At 50.1% G+C, this 24,547-nt stretch carries 21 protein-coding genes; 8 read left to right on the plus strand and 13 right to left on the minus strand.

The window, feature by feature from the left end; genetic code table 11:
• The first annotated feature begins 39 nt into the window (after positions 1 to 39).
• From U8T64_RS11780 to U8T64_RS11790, 3 genes are all read left to right on the plus strand, one after another.
• A complete protein-coding gene (locus U8T64_RS11780) occupies positions 40 to 180 on the plus strand; it encodes a hypothetical protein (protein ID WP_322183683.1) in 141 nt (46 codons plus the stop codon).
• A 269-nt stretch (positions 181 to 449) separates the two neighbouring features.
• A complete protein-coding gene (locus U8T64_RS11785; RefSeq protein WP_322183685.1) occupies positions 450 to 1,301 on the plus strand; it encodes an RNA polymerase sigma factor in 852 nt (283 codons plus the stop codon).
• 17 nt (positions 1,302 to 1,318) lie between these two features.
• The gene (locus U8T64_RS11790) at positions 1,319 to 2,002 is read left to right on the plus strand and encodes a DUF2461 domain-containing protein (RefSeq protein ID WP_322183687.1); all 684 of its coding nucleotides are present in this window, start codon (positions 1,319 to 1,321) and stop codon (positions 2,000 to 2,002) included.
• A gap of 270 nt (positions 2,003 to 2,272) precedes the next feature.
• On the opposite strand, the gene U8T64_RS11795 is transcribed toward U8T64_RS11790, so the two are convergent.
• The 4 genes from U8T64_RS11795 to U8T64_RS11810 all read right to left on the minus strand — a co-directional run bounded on the left by U8T64_RS11795 (position 2,273) and on the right by U8T64_RS11810 (position 7,385).
• A complete protein-coding gene (locus U8T64_RS11795) occupies positions 2,273 to 4,105 on the minus strand; it encodes a glycoside hydrolase family 2 protein (protein WP_322183689.1) in 1,833 nt (610 codons plus the stop codon).
• Entirely contained in the window at positions 4,102 to 4,959 is an 858-nt protein-coding gene (locus U8T64_RS11800) for a carbohydrate ABC transporter permease (protein WP_322183691.1), read from the minus strand. Before U8T64_RS11800 ends, U8T64_RS11795 begins: the two co-directional genes overlap by 4 nt.
• Positions 4,959 to 5,894 carry a carbohydrate ABC transporter permease gene (locus U8T64_RS11805; RefSeq protein WP_322183693.1) on the minus strand — a complete coding sequence of 312 codons (936 nt, stop codon included), beginning with the start codon at positions 5,892 to 5,894 and terminating at the stop codon, positions 4,959 to 4,961. The genes U8T64_RS11800 and U8T64_RS11805 overlap by 1 nt, the downstream gene beginning before the upstream one ends.
• Positions 5,895 to 5,975: 81 nt before the next feature.
• Positions 5,976 to 7,385, minus strand: coding sequence for a carbohydrate ABC transporter substrate-binding protein (locus U8T64_RS11810; protein WP_322183695.1), 1,410 nt, complete (start codon positions 7,383 to 7,385; stop codon positions 5,976 to 5,978).
• Positions 7,386 to 7,586: 201 nt separating this feature from the next.
• On the opposite strand from U8T64_RS11810, the gene U8T64_RS11815 reads away from it, so the two are divergent.
• Both U8T64_RS11815 and U8T64_RS11820 read left to right on the plus strand, forming a co-directional pair.
• On the plus strand, positions 7,587 to 9,398 hold the full coding sequence (locus tag U8T64_RS11815) for a sensor histidine kinase (RefSeq protein ID WP_322183696.1): 1,812 nt from the start codon (positions 7,587 to 7,589) through the stop codon (positions 9,396 to 9,398).
• Positions 9,398 to 10,942 carry a response regulator gene (locus U8T64_RS11820; RefSeq protein ID WP_322183698.1) on the plus strand — a complete coding sequence of 515 codons (1,545 nt, stop codon included), beginning with the start codon at positions 9,398 to 9,400 and terminating at the stop codon, positions 10,940 to 10,942. Before U8T64_RS11815 ends, U8T64_RS11820 begins: the two co-directional genes overlap by 1 nt.
• 71 nt (positions 10,943 to 11,013) lie before the next feature.
• Here U8T64_RS11820 and trmB read toward each other — a convergent pair whose 3' ends face one another.
• Positions 11,014 to 11,664, minus strand: coding sequence for a tRNA (guanosine(46)-N7)-methyltransferase TrmB (gene trmB, locus U8T64_RS11825; protein ID WP_322183700.1), 651 nt, complete (start codon positions 11,662 to 11,664; stop codon positions 11,014 to 11,016).
• 163 nt (positions 11,665 to 11,827) lie between these two features.
• Here trmB and U8T64_RS11830 point away from each other — a divergent pair, with 163 nt between their 5' ends.
• Together U8T64_RS11830 and U8T64_RS11835 are read left to right on the plus strand one after the other, a co-directional pair.
• Positions 11,828 to 12,682: a patatin-like phospholipase family protein gene (locus tag U8T64_RS11830; RefSeq protein ID WP_322183702.1), complete on the plus strand. Its 855-nt coding sequence runs from the start codon at positions 11,828 to 11,830 to the stop codon at positions 12,680 to 12,682.
• A 67-nt stretch (positions 12,683 to 12,749) separates the two neighbouring features.
• A complete protein-coding gene (locus tag U8T64_RS11835; protein ID WP_322183704.1) occupies positions 12,750 to 13,223 on the plus strand; it encodes a P-loop nucleotide/nucleoside kinase family protein in 474 nt (157 codons plus the stop codon).
• A gap of 842 nt (positions 13,224 to 14,065) precedes the next feature.
• Here the strand turns inward: U8T64_RS11835 and U8T64_RS11840 are convergent.
• The 7 genes from U8T64_RS11840 to U8T64_RS11870 all read right to left on the minus strand — a co-directional run bounded on the left by U8T64_RS11840 (position 14,066) and on the right by U8T64_RS11870 (position 21,826).
• Positions 14,066 to 14,260: a hypothetical protein gene (locus tag U8T64_RS11840; RefSeq protein ID WP_322183706.1), complete on the minus strand. Its 195-nt coding sequence runs from the start codon at positions 14,258 to 14,260 to the stop codon at positions 14,066 to 14,068.
• Between the two features lie 245 nt (positions 14,261 to 14,505).
• A complete protein-coding gene (locus U8T64_RS11845; RefSeq protein ID WP_322183708.1) occupies positions 14,506 to 15,717 on the minus strand; it encodes an aspartate kinase in 1,212 nt (403 codons plus the stop codon).
• Positions 15,718 to 15,816: 99 nt separating this feature from the next.
• The gene (locus U8T64_RS11850; RefSeq protein WP_322183710.1) at positions 15,817 to 16,353 is read right to left on the minus strand and encodes a dihydrofolate reductase family protein; all 537 of its coding nucleotides are present in this window, start codon (positions 16,351 to 16,353) and stop codon (positions 15,817 to 15,819) included.
• Between the two features lie 15 nt (positions 16,354 to 16,368).
• Positions 16,369 to 17,265 (minus strand): homoserine kinase, encoded by an 897-nt coding sequence (gene thrB / locus U8T64_RS11855; RefSeq protein ID WP_322183711.1) that lies wholly within the window; start codon positions 17,263 to 17,265, stop codon positions 16,369 to 16,371.
• Between the two features lie 62 nt (positions 17,266 to 17,327).
• A complete protein-coding gene (locus tag U8T64_RS11860) occupies positions 17,328 to 18,575 on the minus strand; it encodes a homoserine dehydrogenase (protein ID WP_322183713.1) in 1,248 nt (415 codons plus the stop codon).
• 53 nt (positions 18,576 to 18,628) lie between these two features.
• Positions 18,629 to 19,069, minus strand: coding sequence for an ACT domain-containing protein (locus U8T64_RS11865; RefSeq protein WP_322183715.1), 441 nt, complete (start codon positions 19,067 to 19,069; stop codon positions 18,629 to 18,631).
• Between the two features lie 216 nt (positions 19,070 to 19,285).
• Positions 19,286 to 21,826 carry a transglycosylase domain-containing protein gene (locus U8T64_RS11870; protein ID WP_322183717.1) on the minus strand — a complete coding sequence of 847 codons (2,541 nt, stop codon included), beginning with the start codon at positions 21,824 to 21,826 and terminating at the stop codon, positions 19,286 to 19,288.
• Positions 21,827 to 21,935: 109 nt separating this feature from the next.
• Between U8T64_RS11870 and U8T64_RS11875 the strand changes: the two genes are divergently transcribed.
• Positions 21,936 to 22,391, plus strand: coding sequence for a hypothetical protein (locus U8T64_RS11875; protein WP_322183719.1), 456 nt, complete (start codon positions 21,936 to 21,938; stop codon positions 22,389 to 22,391).
• Positions 22,392 to 22,691: 300 nt separating this feature from the next.
• On the opposite strand, the gene U8T64_RS11880 is transcribed toward U8T64_RS11875, so the two are convergent.
• Positions 22,692 to 24,077 (minus strand): MATE family efflux transporter, encoded by a 1,386-nt coding sequence (locus U8T64_RS11880; protein ID WP_322183721.1) that lies wholly within the window; start codon positions 24,075 to 24,077, stop codon positions 22,692 to 22,694.
• Between the last annotated feature and the right edge of the window lie 470 nt (positions 24,078 to 24,547).

Raw genomic sequence — 24,547 nt, forward strand, 5'->3', positions numbered from 1 at the left:
ACGCTAGATGCTAGATTTTTTGTGGGGAGATATTATGTTTTGGAAAAGGAAAAAGAGTTTATTTGGGGCTGGGGTGGAGCTCAGCTGCTCTTATTGTCTGCACAACGGCGCAAAGCATGGGGAGGCGCCTTTGTGCACGCTTCGGCTGACGTTGAAAAACGGCAAGTGCAAAAAATATGAATACGATCCTTTGATGCGGGAGCCACGTTGCGCGCCCCCCCTTCACTCCGGTTCTTATGACGAAGAGGATTTCAAGTTGTGACAAAACAAAGTCCAGGGCGTTTTTCCATCAGAAAGCGGCCTGGGCTTTTTTTGGTAAAAAAAGAAAAATTTTTGTAGAAAGCTGTCACACAGGCGAAAAAACTCGCTCTAAATAAAATAGAGAAGTGTTATAAAAGCGCTCTGTAATTGCCGGGGCGTGATCAAACAAACAGGAGGCTGTGGAAAAAATGAACCAACTGTCACAAGAAAAACTGGCGGAGCTTGTCAGCAAAGCCACCGCAGGCGACAAAGCCGCTCTGGAGGCTCTTTTGGAAAGCGTGCGGGATACTGTGTTCAATTTATCCCTTCGCATGCTGGGCACCTTTGTGGACGCGGAGGACGCCACACAGGATATTCTGCTGAAGATGCTCACACATCTATCTTCCTTCCGGGGAGAAAGCGCCTTTTCCACCTGGCTGTTCCGCATTGCTGTCAACCATCTCACAAATTATAAAAAGCACATGTTCGCCCAACGCCCTTTGAGCTTTGAATATTACGGAGACGATATTGAAAATGGAAGATCCTGGGATATTCCAGACCTGACACAGAATGTGGAAAAAGGGCTTTTGGCAGAAGAGCTGAAGCTTTCCTGCACCAATGTCATGCTGCAATGCCTGGATCCAGAAAGCCGGTGCATTTTCATTCTGGGCACCATGTTTCAGGCGGATAGCCGGGCTGCCGGAGAAATTTTGGGAATCACCCCGGAGACTTACCGGCAGCGGCTTTCCAGGATCCGCAGAAAAATGGCGGATTTTCTTCAGCAGTACTGCGGAGAATACGGCTGTGGAAAATGCAGATGCAAGGAAAGGCTCAATTATGCCATTCAAAATCACAGGTTGGATCCCACGCGGCTGGAATACACCAATGCCGGGGAAATTCCGTGGCAAACCATGCTCAGTGTAAAAGAGGCTATGGAGGAAATCGACGACCTCTCTCAATACTTTGCCTTCTGTAAGCCCTATCAATCCAGCGAACGCGCCCGGCAGCTCATTCGGGAATTTTTGGATTCCCCGCAGCTTTCCGTGGTTAAGAATTCATAAAAGGAGGAACCCTAAAAATGGAATTAGAGATGATCCTAAATTATCTGCGGCAGCTGGAAAGCCACAATGACCGGGATTGGTTTCACGCCCACAAAAAAGAATATCAGGAAGCCTGTGCGGCTTTTGAGGAGCTGCTGGGAGAGCTGATTGCGGAAATCGGCGCATTTGACAGCAGCGTTCTGCATAACACGCCGAAGGAGCTCACCTTTAAGCTGATGCGCGATACCCGCTTCAGCCACGACAAATCGCCTTATCTCCCCGCTTTTCGCGCTCATATTTCTTCCCGGGGAAAGCTGCCGGTCCCGGTGGGCTACTACCTGATGATAAAGCCCGGAGATCAGTCGTTTTTAGGCGGCGGCCTGTTCGCGGATATGTTCAAGAACGCCACGGACATGGTGCGCTCTTATCTTGCTGCGCATCCGAAGGAATGGGAAAAGATCATTCACACGCCGGAGTTCCAACGCCTCTTTACCGTGCGGGGAACCGCCCTGAAAAATGTTCCCAAGGAATACGATAAGGAACACCCTCAGGCGGAATTTTTGAAATTCAAAAGCTGGTATCTGGAATACATTCTGAAGGACGAGGAGCTGCGGGACACAAAACAATTTATACACCGCGCCGCCAGTGTTTTTGAATCCATGAAGCCTTTCAACGACTACTTAAACCTGGCTTTGACAAATTTTGAAATGCCGAGACGATAAAAAATTATATCGCACGGAAAAAGCGCCCCGGCAGGGCGCTTTTTTACTTTTTCCTGACACGCAAAGCCTTGGTTTTGATTCCCTGCTCCGTAAACAGAAGCTCGTGCTCGGTCAGGATATTTTCCGGATCGTGTTCTCCGTGAAGATCCCGGGTATCAAAGAAGATCTCCAGCCCGGCTTCTGTGAAATAACGTCTGGGGGCTGGCTAGAGGCTACAAAAATCGACGTACAGCAGCTCCGTACGAAAGGCATCCTGCTGTTTTGAAAACGCTAATCACCTTCTTCCACAGCCGCGATCCGCAAATTTGTTCCGCGAATTTCTTCATATACGGCATCTGAAAATTGCTTATTTCTTTCATAAGTATACAGACCGTTAAACTCCTGCTCAACGTCTGTAAGCTGGGTGTAGCAAAAGCCGCAGAAAGCCTTGCCGGACAGAAGCACCTTGCTCAACCCCACAATGCGTCTGCACACTTCTTTCTCGCTTTGCGGTTTTTCCCATTTTAACCATCCTCCCTCTGGCTGCAGTTCTTCCATAACAGAAGGATCGGAAGACCAAAAGGTCCCCCCAAACTCGCTCATCAGCAGAGGGGAGCTTCCATCGTACCTCTGGCGGTCCCCTTTTTCGTCGTAGCTTTCCCCTCCTGCTTCCAGCTTTCCATAACGGTTTTGAAATACCGCCGGCTCCTGCTCGTAGTCATGCAGGTCATAGATATCTGTAGCTGTGTGGCAATACCCACTAGTATCGATTACCGGGCGGGTTGGATCTACCGCCTTGGTAACCTGATATACCGTGCGCACAATTTCCTGATCCGGAGCATTTCCAGCCGCACAGGCCGGGAGCTCGTCTGTTTCGTTAAAGGGACACCAACCGATAATCGAGGGATGGCTATAGTCTCTCATAACCACCTCCAACCATTCCGGAAGAAATATCTCAAGCCCCTCCGCCTCCGTGATATCCAACCCCCAACTGGCATATTCGCCCCACACCATATATCCCAGCCGATCCGCATGATAGAGGTAACGTTCCTCAAATACTTTTTCATGCAGCCGCGCCCCGTTGAAACCGAGCCTTTTAGCCAATTTGATATCCTGTATAAGCGCATCGTCACTGGGCGCTGTATAAATGCCATCCGGGTAAAAGCCCTGATCCAAAACCAGGCGTTGGAAAATGGGCTTTCCGTTCAAATAGAATTTGTGGTCATGGCACTCCACCGTTCGAAGGCCAAAATAGCTATATACCGTATCCACGCTCTCGCCTTGCCGCAGCACCGCTTTTACATCGTACAGATACGGGTCGGACGGGCTCCATAAATGCGGCGACGCCAAATCAAATCTGCATGCGGCAAGGCGCTCTGTGCAGCAAACCTTTTTCTGCGCTGTTATTCCGCCGTTTTCCAGTATCGTGAAGGTCAGCTCTGCTCCGGCGCCCTGTACAAGCTCCGCTTCTATTTCAATACTTCCGTTAAAGGCGTCCGGCGTCATGCGGAGAGCCTTAATATAGGCGTGGGGTAGATATTCCAGCCACACGCTTTGCCAAATACCTGTTGTGCGCGTGTAATAGCAACCATAAGAATCGCGCTGGGCGCTCTGTTTTCCGCTGCACTGCTTTCCGCTTTGAATGTCGTCTTCCGCATATACCACAACCGTATTTTCGCCTTCTGTCACAAGCTCGCTGATATCAAAGCTGAAGGAGGTATACCCGCCTTTGTGGGTTCCGGCCGATTTTCCGTTTATCCATACGCTGCATTCATAATCCACCGCTCCAAAATGCAGCAAAATACACCCTCTGATTTTTTCAGGTGTGATCTGAAAGCTGCGGCGATACCAGACGGCAGGAATAAAATCAGTATAGCCGATACCCGAAAGAGGGCTTTCCGGACAAAACGGTACTATGATCCGCAGAGGAGCTTCTTCCGTTTCCGGAAATCCGTTTTCGATACCGCTGTTTGAGAAGTCAAAGGCAAACTCCCATATTCCGTTCAGCGATTCCCAGGAATCGCGCATCAGCTGAGGCCTGGGGTGCTCTGGCCTTGGGCGCTTCCCCATATCCGCAAATTCTTTTCCCGGCTTCACTTCAAAAATTGAATCTTGTTGTTTCATCCTTTTACACCACCTACATTAATTCCTTCAATCAAGTATTTTTGACCGAACGCATAAACTAACGCCGTAGGGATCAGCACCATTACCAGCGCCGCAAATAACGCTCCCCAATCTGTCGCATAGCGCTGCACCTCATACATCACAGATACTCCAACGGGAACCGTTTGCTTTGCGGGATCTGTAAGCAGCACCAAAGCCAATACATATTCGTTCCAAATCCCCATTGCCGACAGCATCAATACTGTTACGATCCCGGGCTTTGCCAGCGGCACAATAATTTGTGGCAATATCCGAAAGTACCCGCATCCATCGATCATCGCCGCCTCTTCATACTCCCGTGGGATCCCTTTCATAAATCCGCTGAGCAGAAATACAGAAAACGGAATTTGCCCTACGGCATAAAGCAGGCTCAAGGGAGTCAGCTTATTCAACCACCCCAATTCACTCAGCTGCATAAATAGTGGGATCATGATACAGGGGGCCTGAATAAAAATCAAAGCCATATACAGATTTCGCATCAGTCCTTGTCCCAGAAAGCGAAATCTGGCCAGGCAATAGGAGCAGGGGACAACCAAAATTACAATCAACACCAAAGACAGCAGCACAACGTACAGCGAGTTTTTAAAATTGCCACCGATATTTGTTTTCTCCAGCGCCCGGGCATAGTTGCTCCATTGAACAGAAGAAGGCAGCGCAAAGGGATCTCCCAAAAATTCTACATTCGTTTTGAAGGAGGAGTACACATTCCAAAAAAGAGGGTACAAAAACACAACGGCAACAGCAATCAGAAACAGACGCATCAAGCCGTTTGTCAGATGGCTTCTCTTCTTTTTCAAGCCCAGCTTCGGCCGCATTACGCTTCCTCCCCTTCCGATTTCTTATTGGTCAGCACCTGTGAGATCACGGACAATCCTATTGTAAAAATACTGGTAACCACAGTAAGTGCCATGGCATACCCAAACGAGCCGTTCTTCATACCCATATTGTAAATGTACTCCAGTACGACACTGGAGGCTCCGTTGGGTCCTCCTCCTGTCATGACACGCACTAAAATATAGCTTAAAGACAGCGTGCCGGACAAGGAAAGCACATAGGTAATGCCGATAATATTTTTGATAAGCGGAAGGGTGATGTGGAAAAATTTAGCAACGCTTCCCGCCCCATCGATCGTAGCCGCTTCATATATTTCAGCAGAGATTCCGTCCATCGCCGCGATATGCATTACCATGTAATATCCGGCAGCCTGCCATACCAGCGTTATGGCAATGCACCAGAGCGCTGTGCTTGCATCCCCTGTCCAGGGTCTTGCCAGAGATTCTAATCCGATCTGCTTCAGGAACCCGTTCAGAATTCCCATCGTGGGATGAAAAACAAACGCCCAAATGATGCCATCCACTGTAAGAGACAGAATGCTCGGAAAAAAGAACAAGGTGCGATACAGAGATTTTTCTTTCAAGTTGCACTGCACTATAGTAAACGCTAAAATCAGGCTGATCGATAACGAAAAAACCGGCACGACCAAAAGCAGCTTTGCCGTATTTCCCAACGCCTGCAAAAACCGCTGATCGCTGAACATATAAAAATAGTTTTCCAAACCAATAAAGTTTACACGATTCATACTGAGCATGGTAGAATCTGTAAAAGAAAGCAGAAAGGCCCGAATTGCCGGGTAAACCGTGAAATATAATGTTAACAAAAGGCTGGGAACAGTACAGACCAGCAAAAAAATCACCGGCACACGATTCGGATTTTTTCTTTTTCCACCCAATGAGCGAACAGCAGATTTCATATCTGTATCAACTCCTTCTTCATAAAAGAATAATCCCGCGGGAATTTTTCCTGCAGGATCATTCGCGTCTGGGATTCCGCTTTATTGAGCCGCTTCCAATTCACTTCTGATCTGCGCAAAAGCATTCTCGATGTTTTCGGCCCACACATCGGCAGTCATTGCTCCATTTACGACATCCGCCACCGGGCCCCAAAGCTCATCGTCCAGAGATACCTTGCTCCCTTGCGCCTGTGTGTCAAAGGAAAGAACAGCGGACTTCACGTTCTCTTCGTTAAAAATGCTGTACATATTGTACATGCTTTCGGAAATGTAGCTCTTTGCCATTTCGATAGAATCCTTTGTAGCGCCGACGGCATTGGCCTTTTCTGCAAACATCAGCACCGACTGATCGGTATACAGGAAGCGCAGGAATTCCTTCGCCAGCTCAGGATTTTTCGCAGCCACCGGTATGGACATGGTTTCCATGGCGACCTGTACATAGCGGGTATCACCAGCCTTCATGGCAGGCGCCGGAGCCATCGCGAAGGTAAATCCATCCGCACGGGGCGCATCGGCCATTTCAGACTCAATCCATGTTCCGTTAGGAATAAACAGCACATGATCCATCAGCAGCTCCTGCTGGGACTGAGTATGATTCAAGGCAACCGTTCCCGGGAAAATATAATCCTCTTCAGTCATGCGTTCAAACAGCTTCAAAACCTCCAAGGCTTCTGTATCAATTACAGAACCCTCCTGATAGCTGGTGATCTTCGCAAAGCCCGCTTCCCCAACAGCGCTCTTCATCGCCGGTAAAAACGCATTCTGAAGATACCCCGGATAAATGCCCGGCCACGTCAACAGAGAAATTCCTTTTTCCTTCGCCTTTTCGCCAAGCTCAAAAAACTCGTCCCAGGTAGCGGGTACCTCCCATCCGTTTTCCTTAAACAGCGTTGCGTTGTAGACCAATCCCCCCGGCGCGCCGTTCAGCGGGGCCTGATAAATTTTTCCATCTCCATAGGGGCTGCAAACGCTGGAATCCAGCAGCCCGTCCAGAATTTTGTCTTTCAACGCTTCGTCTGATTCCAGAGCTTTTCCTTCGAAAACATCTGTAATGTCAAGCAGGCCATGTTCCAGAATCAAGCTGGTGATGACCTCGTAGCTGGCTCCATTCAAAACCAGAAAGTCAGGAATATCCCCCGCGGCGATCTGTGGGCGGATGGTATCCCCTATGGTCGGGCTGATCTGCATATTTACCTTTACGCCCTCATAAGCGGCTTCAAAGGCTTCCACAATACCATACCAGTAATCCGATCCGAACCCGCCTTCGAATACCGCGATATTCAGCTCTTTGTTCTCAAACTGATCCGTGGCAGCGGAGCTGACCTTTGAAGAGACAGCGGACGAATTTTGCGAATTGCCGGACTCCCCTTTGGAAGCAGGTGCAGATCCGCATCCGGCAAAAGCCATTAGAAGCAACAGGACTACGACCAGCATGCTAATAACCTTTTTCATAACTTTTCCTCCTTTTCTAACAGTGCTTGTCGATGTTTCCATTATACTTTCGAAATATCGCGAAAGAAATGATAAGTGTTGACAAAAGCATGGATTATATTGACATTGCGCATTTTCCTTTGTAAAATCCACTTGCGTTTTAGTAAAAAACGTGCTAAAGTCTACGGCACCACAGCATATCAAAGAAATGAGGAGTTGCGCATGCAGCAGAAAGGTTTCCCCATTCCCCACTTTCTCCGTAAAATCATTACGCTTTTGCGGAAAATCAAGCTTCAGTCCCGTCTTTTGATCACATTTTTGGCTATTTCTTTGATCCCTGTTGTGGCTATCGGGCTTTACGCATACCAGGTCTATACGGATTCAGTGCGCTCCAAGGTGGGAGAATATGCGGAGCAATCCGCAAAGCTGTTAAATAAGAATTTGCAGCTCGAATTAGAGAAATACGGTTATTATATTGATTCCCTTTCCGTTATGGACAGTGTACAAAGCTTGTTTACTTCTTCCGGAGAGCACGAGCGGCAAACAACTGAGCAGATCCACTCTATTATGCAGGAAAACAGAAGCAAGGCTTTGGCCGGACCTTATCTGCGTGAAATTCAGATCATAAGCTTGGATTCTGAGCTCCTCTATAGCTGGGGCTTTGAGAGTGCCGCCAGCACGCCGTACGACCAGCTTCTTTCTGATATCGACCGCGTTTCTTCCAACGACAGCCTTCAATACGCCGCCAGCCGCCTTACCTCTAACAACCTGGTTCTCGGGCGGAAAATATATCGTTCCACAACAGCGATCAAGCCGCTGGGATATATTCTCGTGTACATCAACGCACGGCTGTTGAGCGACCAGATTTTCAGCGGAATTGATTTTGGCTTAGAGAGCACCGCATTTTTAATGAGCTCAAAGGGGACAGTGCTCGCCTCAAACGACGACAGCCAAATTACCGGCGGAAGCACTGTGGACGAGCTTTTATATGCACGGCTGCTGGAAAACCACGCAGAGCGCGAAAACAGCTTTACTGTGGATGAAAACGGAAAACATTACCTGGCTGTGTACAATTACAACCCTGTTTATGATTGTTATTTTGTAGTCACGGTTCCCAACAGCTATATTCACAACGAGACGCGGGAGATCACCACAAATCTAGCCCTTTTGGCCATGGCCTTATTTGTGATTGGCTTTGCCGCCACACTGCTTGTTTACTACAGTATCGTTCTTCCCATCAAGCACATTGTTTCCTGCTGCAATATCATATCAGATGAAGATCTGGAGCAAACTATTGATGATACCAGCCCGGATGAGATCGGCTTTTTGGCGCGCACACTGGATCATTTGATAGAGGAGCTAAAGGGAATGGCTCTCCAGTGGCAAAAAGATCAAATTCGAAAGCGCGAGCTGGAATTAGAATCCTTACACTATCAAATCAATCCTCACTTCTTGTTTAATACATTGAACTCGCTGAAATGGGTAGCCTCGTTAAATGAAGTACCGGTTTTGTATCAAGGCATTGAATCTCTCAGCGTACTCCTGCAAAGCACGCTGATCAAAAATGATGAATTTATCACGCTGGAAGAAGAAATACAAAATCTTTCTCACTACTTTTCCATTCAAAAAATTCGTTACGGCGATTGCTTTGATGTGGTCTATCAAATCGAGGAACCGCTAAAGAGCTATTTTGTACCGAGGTTCATCCTTCAGCCTCTGGCGGAAAATGCCGTTTTGCACGGTACGGATGGCGGTGAACAGATCATCGAGATCCTCATTTCAGCTCATATTCAGAATGCGGTATCTGTGGTTATTACGGTACAGGATAATGGAAAAGGCTTTTGCGTTCAGAACGGAACCGCTTCTCGTGAAAGCTTTTCCGGGATAGGGCTTTCCAATGTAGACGAGCGGCTTCGTCTGTACTACGGCAACGAATACGGATTGGTCGTTGAAAGCCAGCCAGGCATAGGAACAACGTGCAAAATAGAGCTTCCGCTGGTTCAAAACAATATGCCGGAAGGAGAGGAGCACTGATGTATCATATTCTGCTTGTAGATGACGAGCCTGCAGCAAAAATGGCTTTTTTAAGCCTTTTAGACCAGGAAACAACTCCCTATACTGTGGTCGGCACTGCCGGCAATGGGAATGAGGCCCTTGCTTTCCTGCAAAAAAACAAGGTGGATATTCTCATCACTGATCTCAAAATGCCTCACATGGATGGGCTGGAATTGATCCATCGGCTCACTGCGGAAAATTTCCCAGGCGTTATCCTTGTGATGAGTAATTATTCTGACTTTGATCTTGTGCGGGAAGCGCTGCTTTCCGGAGCGCAGGACTATATGCTCAAGGTCAATATGGACCAAAAATCACTGCTGGCTCAATTAAAGCGCGCCACACAAAAGCTGGAGCAACAGAGCAGAACGTTTCACAATCATCAGGAAGCGGCTTCTGACAACCATTCCTTGGAAAAATACCGGAATGCGTTTTTTTACACCTACCTCTTAGGAGATCCCGAGCCGACTGCCCCCGCCGCAGAGGAAAAATTTCTTACCACTCCGCCATATGTTTTATTTTTTATCACAGCTGAAAAAATATCCTCCGGGAGGCCGCTGCCTGAAAACAGCGTAAAGAGTATCCTGCATTCTATTTTGGGAAAATCGGATGTTCTGAAATTTCCCACCGATGAATACTTCTGCCTCTCGCCGTTTCCGGAAAACACTGTAGAGGAATCGATACAATTACGCGCAACGCAGATCCTTCGTCAGCTCCAAATGTACTTAAACCGGCGGTGCGCCGTTGTTTTTTCCAAGCCCATCCGAACCCTCGAAGCATTAAAGGAAGAATATGATCGCTGCAGAGAAATGGAGCCAGCCCTATTCTATTCTTCTTTTCCTGTTTCTCTTGGTGCGCAAAGCTTTCCTCATTCCTCTTTTGTAGAGCCCATGCCCCCGAAGGATGCCGCTCAATATCTCACAGAGCATTTTTTTGAGGGAGGCATAAAAGAGCTGGAACTTGATATCGACCGCTTCCTGGAGGACTGCTCTTCCCATTTTATTTCCCCAAGCGAAGCCTGCAATTATGCCTATCACGTGGTACAGGTGCTGATACTTTCCAACTCTATTCCAGCGGGCGCCTCCATTTTTTCCCAACACGCCGCATTGCTAAACTGTGCCAGTGCGGCAGAATTCAAATCGATCCTGCTGCAGCTTCTGCCTTCTTTGATGGAAAATAGCCTTCCTTCCCATTACCAAAGGTGCCACCCGGATGTTAAAGCCGTGCTGCTGTATCTTCAATACCATTACATGCTAAAGCTTTCCCTCGATGAAATAGCCTCCTACGTAAGCCTGGACAAAAGCTATCTTTGCAGGCTTTTCAAAAAGGAAACCGGGCAAAGCATTTTTCAGTATTTGAATGAAAAGCGCATGAAACAAGCCGCGGCTATGCTTACCGAAGGCAACACCTATGTAAACGAGGTCTCCGCCGCCGTTGGAATTGAGGATCCCTTTTACTTTGCGCGGCTGTTCAAAAAGTACTATGGTATTTCTCCCAGTGAATTCAAAGCAAAGCAAATCAATTAAATACTGCATTTCGCAGCAAAGCCGGCAAATTCTTTCCAGAAAATGCCGGCTTTGTTATTAAAAAGCATTGATTAAGCCTTTCTGGCCCGCAGGGCCTTGGTTTTGATGCCTTGGCCTGTGAACAGGATCTCGTGCTCGGTCAGGATATTTTCCGGGTCGTGTGTACCGTGAAGATCCTGGGTATCGAAAAAAATCTTCAGGCCGGCTTCCGCGAAATAGCGCTTGGTGGCGAGGTAAAGATCGTCGTTATCTGTTTTGAACCAGATCTCTCCCCCGCTTTCCAAAAGGGGAAGATAGGCTTCCAGTTGCCTTGTGTGGGTCAGGCGGCGCTTGTGGTGCTTGGCGGCGGGCCAGGGATTGCAGAAATTGATATACAGCCGCTCGATCCCTTCTTCCGGCGTGAACAGCCGGGGAAGCTTTTCAATATTGTAATAGCAGAGTAGTACATTATCGGGGTCCGAATCCCCAAAAACGGACTGGATCTTTCTGCGCCCCACGCCCAGGATATCGTAGCTCAGGTCGATCCCCACATAGTTTATGTTTCCGTGCCGCTTTGCTGTTTCCGCCAGAAACACACATTTCCCGCAGCCCAGATCAAGATGGATCGGGCGCTTTGCTCCAAAGCTTTTCTGCCAATTCCCCCGCAGGGCTTCGGGCTCCGGAATATAATAAGGGCAGGCAGAAAGCTCTGGCTTTGCCCAGGTTTTTGTCCTCATTCTCATACCGCTGTTTTCTCCCCGCTTCCCGAAATGCGGCCTTGCTCCGCGAGCTCCACCGTAATTTATCTTGGCTATTCTATCAGATTTTTCCACCGAAATCAAGCCTTGCAAGAATGGCCGGATTCCTGTAAAATACAAGGGTACAGACCGAAAGGTGATGATTTTTTTGAAGAAAAGAGCGATTGTACTGGAAGGCGGCTCCCTGCGGTGTATGTTTACTGCCGGAGCTCTGGATATCTTTATGGAAGAGGGCATGGAAGCGGACGGCCTGTTCGGTGTGTCCGCCGGGGCTTTGACCGGCGTGAATGTAGTCTCCCGCCAACCGGGAAGAACCGCGAAAATCAATCTGGATTATGTAAACGACAAGCGCTATTTAGGCCTGCGGAACCTGTTGCTGCACAAAAGCATTTTCAATTTTGATTTTCTGTTCGGAGAGGTGTGCGACACCCTGGTTCCTTTAGACAGGGAAACCTTTCACGGCTCTTCCTGTGAATTTACCGCCGTTGCCACCAACTGCCTGACCGGTCAGCCGGCCTACTTTGAGAAAAGCTCCTGCTCTGACATCTATGCCGCGATTCGGGCCAGCGCCAGCCTTCCCCTGATGGCCCCCGTGGTACAGGTGGAAGGCGTTCCCTGCCTGGACGGCGGTGTATCGGTTTCTATCCCCTACCAAAAAGCCATTGAAGAGGGCTATGAAAAGCTTCTGGTGATCACCACCCGGGAACACGGCTACCGGAAGCAGGCCGTTCCGCGGGCAGCGGCCCAGCTTTATGCCCGGCATTATCGAAATTATCCCCAACTGGTTCGGGCTATTTTGAATGTGCCCCGGCGATATGCAAAGGAATTAAATGAGCTTGACAGACTGGAGGCGAAGGGCCGCGCTTTCGTACTGCGCCCGCCGAAGCCCGTCACCGTTTCCCGCACTGAAAAGAATCTTGCAAAGCTACAGGCCCTTTATGACGAGGGGCAGGAAACCTGCCGCCGACAGCTGGAGGCTCTGAAGGCATACTGGGAAAAGTAATGCTGCCAGGGTGTGGCGGTTAGAACGCGTTTTGGGAACCGTTACGGGGCGAAGAAAGGAAATTTTTATGGAACAGGCAAAGGCAATTTTGATCTGCGGAAAGATCTGCTGCGGAAAGAGCACCTATACGGAAACCCTGCGCCGGGAAAGACATGCCGCCGTGCTTTCCTGCGACGATCTGACCCTGGCGCTTTTTGACGAGCATTTGGGAAATGACCACGAACGCGTTACCCAAAAGGCCCAGAGCTATTTGCTGCAAAGGGCGAGGGAGCTTTTGAAGCTGGGCGTTCCTGTCATTCTGGAGTGGGGCTTTTGGACAAAGGAAAGCCGAAAAAGCGCCTCCCGCTTTTTCCGAGAGCAGGGCTTTGAAACAGAATGGCACTACCTGGATATTTCAGAAGAGGCCTGGCGCAGAAATATTCAAAAACGCAATGAGACCGGCGGCGGTTATTTCGTGGATGAAAACCTCATGAAAAAATGCGAGGAGCTTTTTGAAGCGCCTGGTCCTGAGGAAATAGATCATTGGGTTGCCGGATTATGAGGAATGATCAATTAAAGTCTAAGACACAAACATTGTAACCTACGCTTGATAAATTGGATTTTGTAGGGCTGATAAATAGCAGAGGCCCTTGCCTTCCCTGAGAAGGGGAAAATCTGCTCTTCGAGCAGATTTCGATGGCGGCCGATAGGGTGAGCGCGTCCCGGTGGGACGCTGGTGCGAACCGACCGAGCCGACAGGCGAGACTCGTCGAAGGGGTTTCAGCTAGGCTAAAACTTCGATAAATCCTACATTTTACAAGCTATTCGAGCAGAACTTCTCAGTCACGGCTTTGCCGTGACTGCTCCCCTTTCGGGGGAGCCAAGGGTAAGTGCTAAACTATAGTTTACCGTTTATCCGCTTGCTTCACATCTGTCATTACTGAACAGAAAGCAAGGCTCGCCTTGCTTTCTCGGTGAAGAATCAGTAGTTAATCATTAGCAAGGGCATAAAGGCGAGATCCTTCAAGAAAGTTCCAAGAAGCTATAGCTTCTCGGAACTTTCTTCTCACCAATGACAGGTAGTAGTTCGTTCATTAAATTGGAATTTAGTGGTGAGACCCACACTTTACTCTTGTCATTCTGCGCGGAGCGAAGAATCTCGCCTTTTTGTCCTTTCCCCAGGAATTTAAGGACGAGATTCTTCGTCACTACGTTCCTCAGAATGACAGAAGAATAGCTCCTCAGAGTGACAGAAGAAAGGTTCCTCGGAATGACAACAGAAGGCGCTGTTCAGAATAAAAAAGGCGGCTTGCCCTTCTCTAACAACTAATAACTAACGACTAACCGCTAATACCGCAAGGAACTGCTGCAAAACGTTGTTTTGCAGCAGTTCCTTTGCTTTGTTCATCTTCTCAGCTTCAGTTCTTCTACCAGGTCGTGCAGGTCTGAGGCGCTGTGAATTTCATCACGGTGATATTCCAGCGCTTCCCGAACCTCTTCCGGCAGCTCCCGCAGGTCGGTGTCGAGGAAAGGAATCATGCCTGCCGGCATACTGTTCGGCGTACCAATGGGGAGACTTCCCCAATAATAAGGAAACATAAAAAAATCACCCCCAAGAGCTTATTCTGGCTCCGTGAAGGTGATTTAACCGTTGCTTGCTCCATGCAAGTTCTGTCAGGAACAGCAGGATTTCCCTGCAAAAGCTTATTTCAGATTTTCTTTAGGGCTTGTTTGAAAATGGAGAGAGTGACGGATTTTTGTACAAGGCGAGACGGTTTCCGATACAGAAATCTGTCCGCATCAGGCAAAAGGACGGTGCTTCCGATTTTTCAAACAATCCCAAGTTATACCGCTTCAAAAAATTTATCATGTATGGCTTCCACTGCCCGCTCGCTGTCCGCCTTATTGATCAGCACGGAGATCTTGATCTCACTGGTGGAGATCATTTGAATATTCACATTTCTGCTGAACAGCGCCTCAAACATTTCCGCAGCTACGCCGGGGTGTGTTTCCATGCCCGCGCCCACAATGGAGACCTTGGATACGTTATCATCGGAAACAATACCGGAAGCACCCCAGGTTTCTTCATAGGTTTTCAGCAGTTCAATGGTGTCCTCCATCTTATTCTTCTCCACGGTAAAGCTGATATCCTTCGTGCCGTTGCGCCCGATAGACTGCAAAATGATATCCACGTTGATGCCCTTTGAGGCCAGCTTGGAAAAGATCTTAAAGGCCAGGCCGGGACGATCCGGCACGCCGATAATAGAGATACGGGCAATATTGTCGTCCTTGGCTACACCGCTGATCAGCATTTTCTCCACGTTGCTCTTCTCCTTTACAATGGTGCCTCTTTCCCTGGTCAGGCTGGAAAGAACCTCCAATTCAATGTTGTATTTTTTTGCCATCTCCACCGAACGGTTATGAAGCACCTGAGCTCCCAGGGTAGCAAGCTCCAGCATTTCATCATAGGAAATAGAATCGAGCTTGATGGCTCCGGGAATTTTTCTGGGATCCGCCGTATACACGCCGTCCACATCGGTGTAGATCTGGCACAGGTCAGCGTGCATGGTAGCGGCAATGGCTACCGCGCTGGTATCTGAGCCGCCCCGGCCCAGGGTGGTCATATCACCGTAGCGGTTCACGCCCTGAAAGCCTGTTACCACCACGATCCGCCGCTTATCCAGCTCTTTACGGATACGAGAAGCGTCCACCTTTTTGATGCGGGCGTTTCCATAGTCTGAGGTGGTATCAAAACCCGCCTGCCAACCCAAAAGGGAAACTACCGGATATCCCATTCTTTCAATGGCCATGGCCAGCAGGGACGCAGAGATCTGTTCTCCCGCGGAAAGCAGCATATCCAGTTCCCGCTTAGAAGCCCTTTCATTGATCTCCGCCGCCTTTGCGATCAGGTCATCTGTCGTATCGCCCTGAGCGGAAACAACAACCACTACGTCGTTGTCCTGCCGGTAGGCGGAGGTGACAATATCCGCCACATTGTTGATACGCTCGGCGTCCCGAACCGAAGTGCCGCCGAACTTTTGCACGATCAGTGCCATAATTATGACCACCTTCCTTTCTTTGCCGGGTGGAATGTTTTTCTGTTCCACACAGCAGACCTCCGGTTATTCGCAGCCGGAGCCTAACAGCTGATAAAATCAGGTTTGCCGTTTATACGTCAACGTAAGAATGCCGCCTCTGCCTTCGCTTTTCACAAAGCGAAGCCTGGCTTCCTTCCCCACATCTTCAAACAGACGGATCCCACCGCCTAAAATTATTGGGATCACGGAAATGGAAAACTGATCGACCAGGTCTTCCCGCAAAAGAGACTGCACAATGGAAGCGCCGCCGCAAATCCAAATCGTTTTCCCCTCTTCCCGAAGCAACCGCCGGATCAGTGCGCAGGGATCTTCCCCCGTAAAATGAATTTCTTCTGTAGAGGATTCCTTTTTGTGTGTTATCACATAGCACAGGAGCCCGTCATAAGGCCACTGCTTCGGAGACAGTTCTGTAATGATCTGATCATAGGTTTTCCGGCCCATCACCACAGTGTCCACATCTTTTATAAATTGAGCGTATGCGTCTTCCCCGTCTTCTCCGGCGGCTTCCTGCCCCTCCAGCCAAGCAACGCCGCCATTTGTATCGGCGATATAACCGTCCAGACTCATGGCAATGAATAGCGCAACACTTCTCATTTTTCCAGTTTTCCCTTATTCTATCACAATTTGCGCGCCGTTGGGGTCGGCGCTTAAAATTTCTACCCGCCAGCCGGTAATACCCTTTTCCGCCAGGTGGGTCATACAGTTTTTCCCAAATGCTTCCGCACCCCCGGCATCCACCATGGCAATAATGGTGGGCCCCGCACCACTGACATAGGTGCCCAGCGACCCCAGCTCATAGCTCATGCGAAATACGTTGTCATAGTTTTCAATCAGGCCGGAGCGGTAGGGCTGATGGATTCGGTCCTGAACCGCCACTCTCAGATTATGCAGCTCTCCGGAAAAGAGAGACGCCGTCATCAGGCCGGAACGGGAAAGATTGTAGACCGCATCCTCCCTGGAATATTCCTTAGGCAGGGCGGCGCGGGCCTGCTCAGTCTTCAGCTCAAAGGGCGGGATCATCACGGCAAAGCGGATCTTATCGGAAACCGGCACGCTGACGCTGTAGACCCTCTCCCCCTCCATGGCGGAGGCTACCAGACCCCCGGAAAGCGCCGGGCTGGTATTGTCGGGGTGGCCCTCGATCTTCGCCGCCAGATGGATCAGGTCGGTTTGAGACAAGGGGTTCCCCATAAAGCGGTTGGCCCCCAAAATGCCCGCCACAATACAGGCGGAGCTGCTGCCCAACCCCCGGGCCAGGGGAATATTGTTTTCCTGTATGATCCTCAGGCCCGGCAGCTTCTTGCCGCAGATCTCATACAGGTGGCTGGCCGCCCAGAAGATCAGGTTGCTGCTGCCGGTAGGCACCTGTACCTCATCGGTACAGGTGATCTCCAGGGAATCCGATTCCTCCATCCACACCCTGTTTTTCATGGTCAGGGCGATCCCCAGAGAATCAAAACCGGAGCCTAAGTTGGCACTGGTAGCGGGCACATCAATTCGAATCATGGCTTGCACCTCCTAGATGCGGGACAATAGAACCGGAAAGGGCCGCGGGGCCTTCGGGCTTCTCAATAATCAGAGATCGCGATATGGTTTTCCACCGTCAGGCCTGCTGCTTCCAGCTGTTGGATCAGTCCCCGAAGCTGCCGGGGCATAATATCCTTTACCGTAAAGCCGATCTCCCCCGGCTCCTCGTCCTTTCGGATCAGGCGTACCGGAGAAACGGCGACAGCCTCCGCCTGATGGAACGCGGCGTCGGAATCCCTTTCTCCCCGCACGCGGAGAAACACTGCTTGCGGAAGCTCCTCAAAGGAAGCCACATAGCCTTCCTTCGCGTCCTCCCAGAACAGATATTTCCGGGCCTTAAAATGCTTGACGCAGTCGATCACGTCCGCCACCACCGCGCTGGCGGTGGGGAGCTTTCCCGCTCCCTTGCCGTAAAATACCACGTCGCCTGTGGCGTCGCCGCGCACCAGAATGCCGTTGAACACATCGTCCACATTGGCAAGCTGGCTCTCCCGGCTGACAAACATGGGAGCCACCGCAATATGTATTTTTCCGTTTTCCAACATTTTCACTTCGCCGATGAGCTTGATCACACCGCCCCAGGCCCTGGCATAGCCCACATCCGACAAGCTGATTTTCGTAATGCCCTCGGTGTGAACGCTTTCCGGGTACACGTGGGTACCGAAGGCCAAAGAGGCCAGAATGCAGATCTTTCGGCAGGCGTCGGCTCCCTCCACATCGGCAGAGGGGTCACGCTCCGCATAGCCCAGCTGCTGAGCCAGCTTCAGCGCTTCTTCAAAATCCATATGATCCCGGATCATTTTCGTCAGAATAAAATTGGTGGTGCCGTTCAAGATACCGGCAATCTCGCTGACCTCGTTGGCGGCCAGGCACTGACTGATGGGACGAATAATAGGAATTCCGCCGCCCACGCTTGCTTCAAAGAGAAAATTCAGATTGTTTTTCTGGGCGATGGAAAGAAGCTCCGCGCCCTTGGCAGCCACCAGCTCTTTATTGGAGGTCACCACGCTTTTTCCGTTTTGCAGGCATGCCTTAACATACTCAAAAGCAGGGTGCAGACCGCCCATGACCTCCACCACGATCTTTACCTCGGGGTCGTTCAGGATCAGGTCAAAATCCTTTGTAAAGCGGTCCGCATAAGGCAGATCGGGAAAATCACGCAGATCCAAAATATATTTTACCTGTATTTCTTCCTTGGCCCGGCGGGCGATGCTTTCGCTGTGCTCTGTCAGCACCTCCAGCACACCGGAGCCTACCACGCCGTGACCCATGACCGCAATAAACGCCATAAACGATTTTTCCTTCCTTTCCCGCGAAAAGTCTGTAAAAAAACAGCCTTCGCTCAACGATCCATAATGCTTTCGATTTTGATCACGCCATCTACCTGCTTCAAATTTTCCAGCAGCTCATCGGCGGAAATTTCCATGTGGGCAATGCGGGCTGAAACAGAAACAAACGCCCGACCCATGACCGGAATATTTTGATTTACCGTAAGGATATTAGCCCCCGCCCGGTAAAACACCGTGAGAAGGCTCACCAGCACGCCAGTACGATCTGTCAGCATGGCCTGCACGGTGAGGATCCCGGCGGGGTTCTGCTTGGTGTAGGGAAACACTGAACCCCGGTATTTGTAATAAACGCTGCGGGAGATGCCCGCCATACGTACCGCTTCTGAAGTGCTTGCCGCCTCTCCGCTTTCCAAAAGAGCATTGGCCTGCACTACCTTCTGGTAGATTTCCGGCAGTACGCTGCTGTTCACAACGAGATAAGAATCTTTTTTCATTGTCCACCTGTTAAACACGATTGTCTTGTTACAGTGAACAGTTTATCATACCGGCCCCAAAAAAGTCAAGCCAAAGAGGCATCAAAAAATTGCCGAAAAGAGACAGCTCTTCCCGGCAATTTTTAGGGAAACCTGAAAATTGATCCACAAGAACGGCCGCCAGTAAAACGGAGAAAGCTTCCGGCCCTCAGCCCTTTTCTAACGACTAACAACTACTTAACCAACCGGCCCCCAAATGTCAAAGGGCGGAATATCCGAACCAGATTCCGGGGGCGGAGTAGGCACATCAGGCGGCAAGGTAGGCAAGTCACTGGGTGACGGTACAGGAGAATCAATAGGACCAGGCGGGGGATCCGGCATGGGGCTCTCCGTGGGAGGGGGTGAGAAGGAAGGATCTATGCTGGGCTCCACAGAGGGCGAAGGCGACGGAGAGGGCGACGGAGAGGGCGATGGCGAGGGAGACGGGGACGGAGACGGAGAAGGAGACATGGTATTCTTTCCCGAAATATGGTCAGTTCCCCCGTTACAGGTGCCGGGCACTTTCTCCTGATCGTACCAGCCTGTGGCGGTATCAAAGCAATTCTTCCCCGCCAGCTTTCCGCTGTCGCGGCAGAAACGGCGCTCTACCACGTTATCGCTGATCACCCAGCTTTTGCCGGACCAGTCGTAATTGTCTAAAAGATGCTGGATCACAGCCTTCCAGGTATCCTTCGCGATACCGGAATCCTCCAAAACATCGGGAAGCTCATAGCCGTTCCAGATGCCCGCCACACAGAAAGGGGTGGCGCCGATGAACCAGAGATCATAGCCGTCGTCGGTGGTGCCGGTCTTTCCGATAATTTCCGTATTGATATCGGCCATCCAGCCCACTGCCGTACCGTTGGAATTGTAGATGGGGCCGTGCAGAAGCTTATTCATAATGGTGGCGTTTTCCTCGCTGGTCACCCGCTCGCCGGGGTTTACCTCCGGGCGGTTATCCAGGAGCACATTACCCTCATGATCCTTTACGTAATAATAGGTAATAGGCTTGTGATAAATGCCGCCGTTGGCGAAGATCTGATAGGCCGCCACCATATCCCGAACGGTCACGCCGTACTGCTGGCCGCCCAGAGCCATGCCGGAAATATTGTGAGAGTCCTCTTCCGTCAAGGTGGTAAAATGCAGGCTGTTTACCAGCCAATCATAACAAGCCTCCGGGGTAACATCACGGCATATCCAGGCCGCCGGAGCGTTCTGAGAAACCTCAATGGCTCTATCCACATTCATGGTGCCAGTATATTGCCGGTCAAAGTTCTGGGGGCCCTCGTCGGGGTCTCCCTCGCCGAAATAGTTGGGAATAGGTTCGTCCTTGATCACGGTACCGAAATTGATTTTTCCCTCGTTTAAGCCTACGATATACGGACTGATAGGCTTGATGGCGGAGCCGGACTGCCGGCTGGTGCCGCCGGCGCCGGTGACGTTATTTCCAAGGCGGGTACCCTTTCGTTCTCCCCGGTCTCCCACCACTGCCATCACCTTTCCGGTATAGGGATCCATCATAAAGAAACCAAGCTTAATGGCCTGATCCTCCGGCAGCATTTCCTGGTTGGTCAAAAAATAGTTTTCAATATCGCTTTGCAGTTTGAGATCCATAGCTGAATGGATCTCAAGACCCGCGTTGTACATCATGCTTTCCGCAACCTCATAGGAGTAGCCCTTTGCCATCAGATCCTGCACGATGTCCTCAAACATTACATCGATATACCAGTTCCACTTTTCCTGATCCTGGGCTTCCTCGTTGGCCGCGCTGGTGTCCTCCTGCTCCGCGCCGATAAAGTCCATGGTTTCCAGCTCTGCCAGTGCATCGTTATACTCGCTTCTGGTAATGGGCGTGGTCAGCTCGGAAACCAGCTCTCCTTCTTCGGAAAGTTTTATCATACGATCCAAAACCACCCGAGCCCTGTCCTTGGAATCCTCCGGGAAGATCATGGGATTAAACTGATAGGGGTTCTGCGTGATACCGGCGATGAGAGCGCATTCCGCCAGGCTGCACTGCCCGATATTCTTATCGAAATAATAGTTTGCCGCCGCTTCCACGCCCTGGCACTGGCCGCCGTAGTTTACCACATTCAGGTAAGCTTCCAGAATTTCCTCCTTGCTGTAGCCCACCCGCTTGGTGCCGTCGCTGGTGGTATAGCCGCCCTCCAGATTCAGGGCGGTAAAAATTTCCTTTACCTTTCGAAGAATGCTGACCTGGTTTTCCTTCGTGATATTTTTGATCAGCTGCTGGGTCAGGGTAGAGCCGCCGCCTCCCCCCGTGTGGGTAAAGAGCTTGTACACCGCCCCCAGGGTGCCTTTCCAGTCCACGCCCTTGTGCTCGCTGAAGCGATGATCCTCAATGGCGATCTGGGCGGTCTTCATGTGCTGCGGGATCTCGCTCAAGTAGACCCACACCCGGTTCTCGTTGCTGTAAAGAGGCATGTATTCCGTGGACTGCCCGTTTTCGTCATCCAGATAAACAAAGCTGGAATAATTCAGCTTCATGGCGGAAATATTGGGAGGCTCCACATTGCGGAAGCTCAATACAAAAGACAGCACCGATAAAAACACCAGCACGCCGCTGATGGCCCCCACCCAGAACAGGGTTTTTACCGCTTTCCAGACCATACCGCCCACCGTTTTCGCAGTGGCCCCGGCGGACTTGGAAAACTCGCCCTCGGTTCTCTGCGCGGGGATCCGGTTCATGCTGGTGTTATATTTGTTCATATCCTCTCGCATAAAAGAGCTCCTCCTTTTTTCTGCCTGCGGCTTCAAGCTTTTACGCCGCCCGCCCCCTATCCGGTATAACAGCTGAAAAAGCGGTACATACTAAACGGGAGGTGACTTGATGATGACAGGCAGAAGTTCTCAAAGCTACAAAAAATACACACTGATTCTTTTGATCGTTACCATAGCCGCCCTGGTGATCTGCGCAGCCGCCTTTTCCTTAAAGCGCAATTCCACGCTGGCTGTACAGGGAACCCCGGAGCAGACCTATAGCTCCCATTATATCCCAAAGGCCTCGGCAAGTCAAGAAAGCGGCGGCAAAGCCCTTCCCAGCCAGGTGATCCCCACCCTGCCACGGCCCTCCCCTTCCCCAACGCCTTCCGTCCGGCAGGAAAGTTATTGGGTCACGCTGAAAAACGGTAAGATCGGCATTTATCAAAAAGGGAAAGAAGAGCCCCTTCTCACCGCCGAGATCGATGCTTCTCAGCTTCCCAAAGAAGATCTCAGCCTTTTGGAACAGGGGATCCCGGCAAAAAGCTTTTCCGAGGCAAGATCGATCCTGGAGGACTACGAATAGCGCCAACGCTGATCTGCGTTATTCGCCAAGATCCTTGATCCTGCTGAAAGCTGACCGATTCCCTTTAGTTTCCCCGGCAAAAGAAAATTTAGCAGCGCTTCTCCTTGGAAATATCATGGAAAATGCCGCTTTCTGCTTTTGCAAATTTAAGAAATCGCACAAAAGAGAGCCTGTTTTTGTTGTTTCAGAACGGGCTCTCTTTTTCCATAAATTCCATTTCTGCGGCTTCTTAGTCCCTCATCGCAAATCAAACTCAAAACAGTATCCTTTTCCACAGAAGCCTCAATGCAGCTTTCTCTGTTACGCTTTCCCTTGCAGCTCCTGGTCTTTGTTTCCTTGGCTCAATTCTTTCCACACCCGAATCATAACCGCAGCGGTAATCACGATGGCTAAAATGTCCGCAATCGGTGCGGCCCAGAAAATTCCAGTAACGCCTAAGAAAACAGGAATCAGCAGGGAGAAAACAATCAATAGCGCGTCCCGCAAAATCGACAATGGGGCAGCGGCCTTTGCCTTGCCGATAGACTGCAAGAAGATAGCGCAAACCTTCTGAACACAGGTAACAAAGATAAGAGCAAGGTAAATCCGCAGGCACAGTACGGCGAAATCAAAGTAAATCGGGTCGTCAGCCGAGCCGAACATACGGATAAATACACCGGGAACAGCTTCAAAGAGAACCATGCAGATCAAGCCAACGATGACCGTCCACTTCATCATCAGTTTCAGCAACTCCCGCACCCGATCATAGTTCTTTGCGCCGTAATTGTAGCCCGCAATAGGCTGTGCGCCGGCGGCGATACCAATAGCAATATTGAGGACAATTTGAAAGAGCTTCATGATCACGACAAACGCCGCCAAAGAAATGTCCGCGCCGTAAAGCGACTGTGCGCCATATTTTACCAGCAGGATATTATTGACTACGGTGATGATTACAATGGAAAGCTGTGTCAACAGGCTGGAAGTTCCCAAAGCCATAACAGATTTCAAAAGGGCCGCGCTTGGCTTGAAACTGCTGGCCTTTACCCGGAAGGTCTTGGAGCGGCCTAAATAGGCGGCGCAAATAACGAAGCTGACAAACTGTCCCAAAATGGTAGCCCATGCCGCACCCTTAATGCCCATGTTCAGTACGAAAATCGCTACCGGGTCGCCAATGATGTTGATGATTGCACCAGTCAGCATTGCCGCCATCGCGTATTTGGGACTGCCGTCTGCGCGAATGATGGACGCTAATGTGTTCTGCGTCATGGCAAGGGGCATCATGGCGAAGATAATCACGCCGTAATCATGCGCCATCTGGATATTTGCGTCTGTCGCTCCAATAAGCCGAAGCAGACTGTCGCCCCATAAGTAGGCAATAACGATAACAACCACGCCAGAGAGAAAAGAGCCCAGAACCGCGCTCCCTATGCTCCTGTGAATGTCTTTCGTTTCCCCCCGCCCCAAAGAAACGCTCAACGCGGCGGCGGCTCCGTCACCAAAGAACAGGCTCAACCCCCAGCCTACAACCGTAATCGGGAAAATAACGCCAGTGGCAGCGTTACCCAGATAGCCTACGCCATTGCCGACGAAAATCTGGTCTACGATGTTGTACAGGCAGGAAATGATCAGGGAACAGATGCAGGGGATAGCGAACTTTCGAAGCAGTGTCCCCACCTTTTCGGTGCCAAGATAATTTGAGTTTTCCATAGTGACCTCCTTGATTTAGGGCAAAAAAACAGCACATGCTAACGCATGTGCTGAAAAAACATCGACTACCAACACACGCTGCACATCTGTACCGTAATCAGACTTACGCGCAAATGCGCCGCATGTGTCGTTGATTGCCTATGAAATTTATAGTACCAGTATAATATCTTGGTTTGGAGTTTTCAAGTAGCGTTTTTTCACAAATTATAGTTCAAATGTGCTGGGTAAATTTTGACAAAAATAAAATATCTCTTATAGCGGTTTCACTCTCTGCAAAAACTATCATGGCGCAATATTTTCTTTCTCGATAAGATTTGTTATTTAGTGAAAGCTCACTCTTAAGCGGTTGATACAGTCTCGAACTACCGGCTAAAAATTTTAATTCCTCTAATCAATCCCACGCCCAAAGGACATGGGATGAATGATACGCCCTAAAAGGGCATCATGCCAGCAGCGCCTAAAGGCGCGCA

This window comes from Neglectibacter caecimuris (assembly GCF_034335015.1).
GTDB lineage: Bacteria > Bacillota > Clostridia > Oscillospirales > Acutalibacteraceae > Acutalibacter > Acutalibacter caecimuris_A.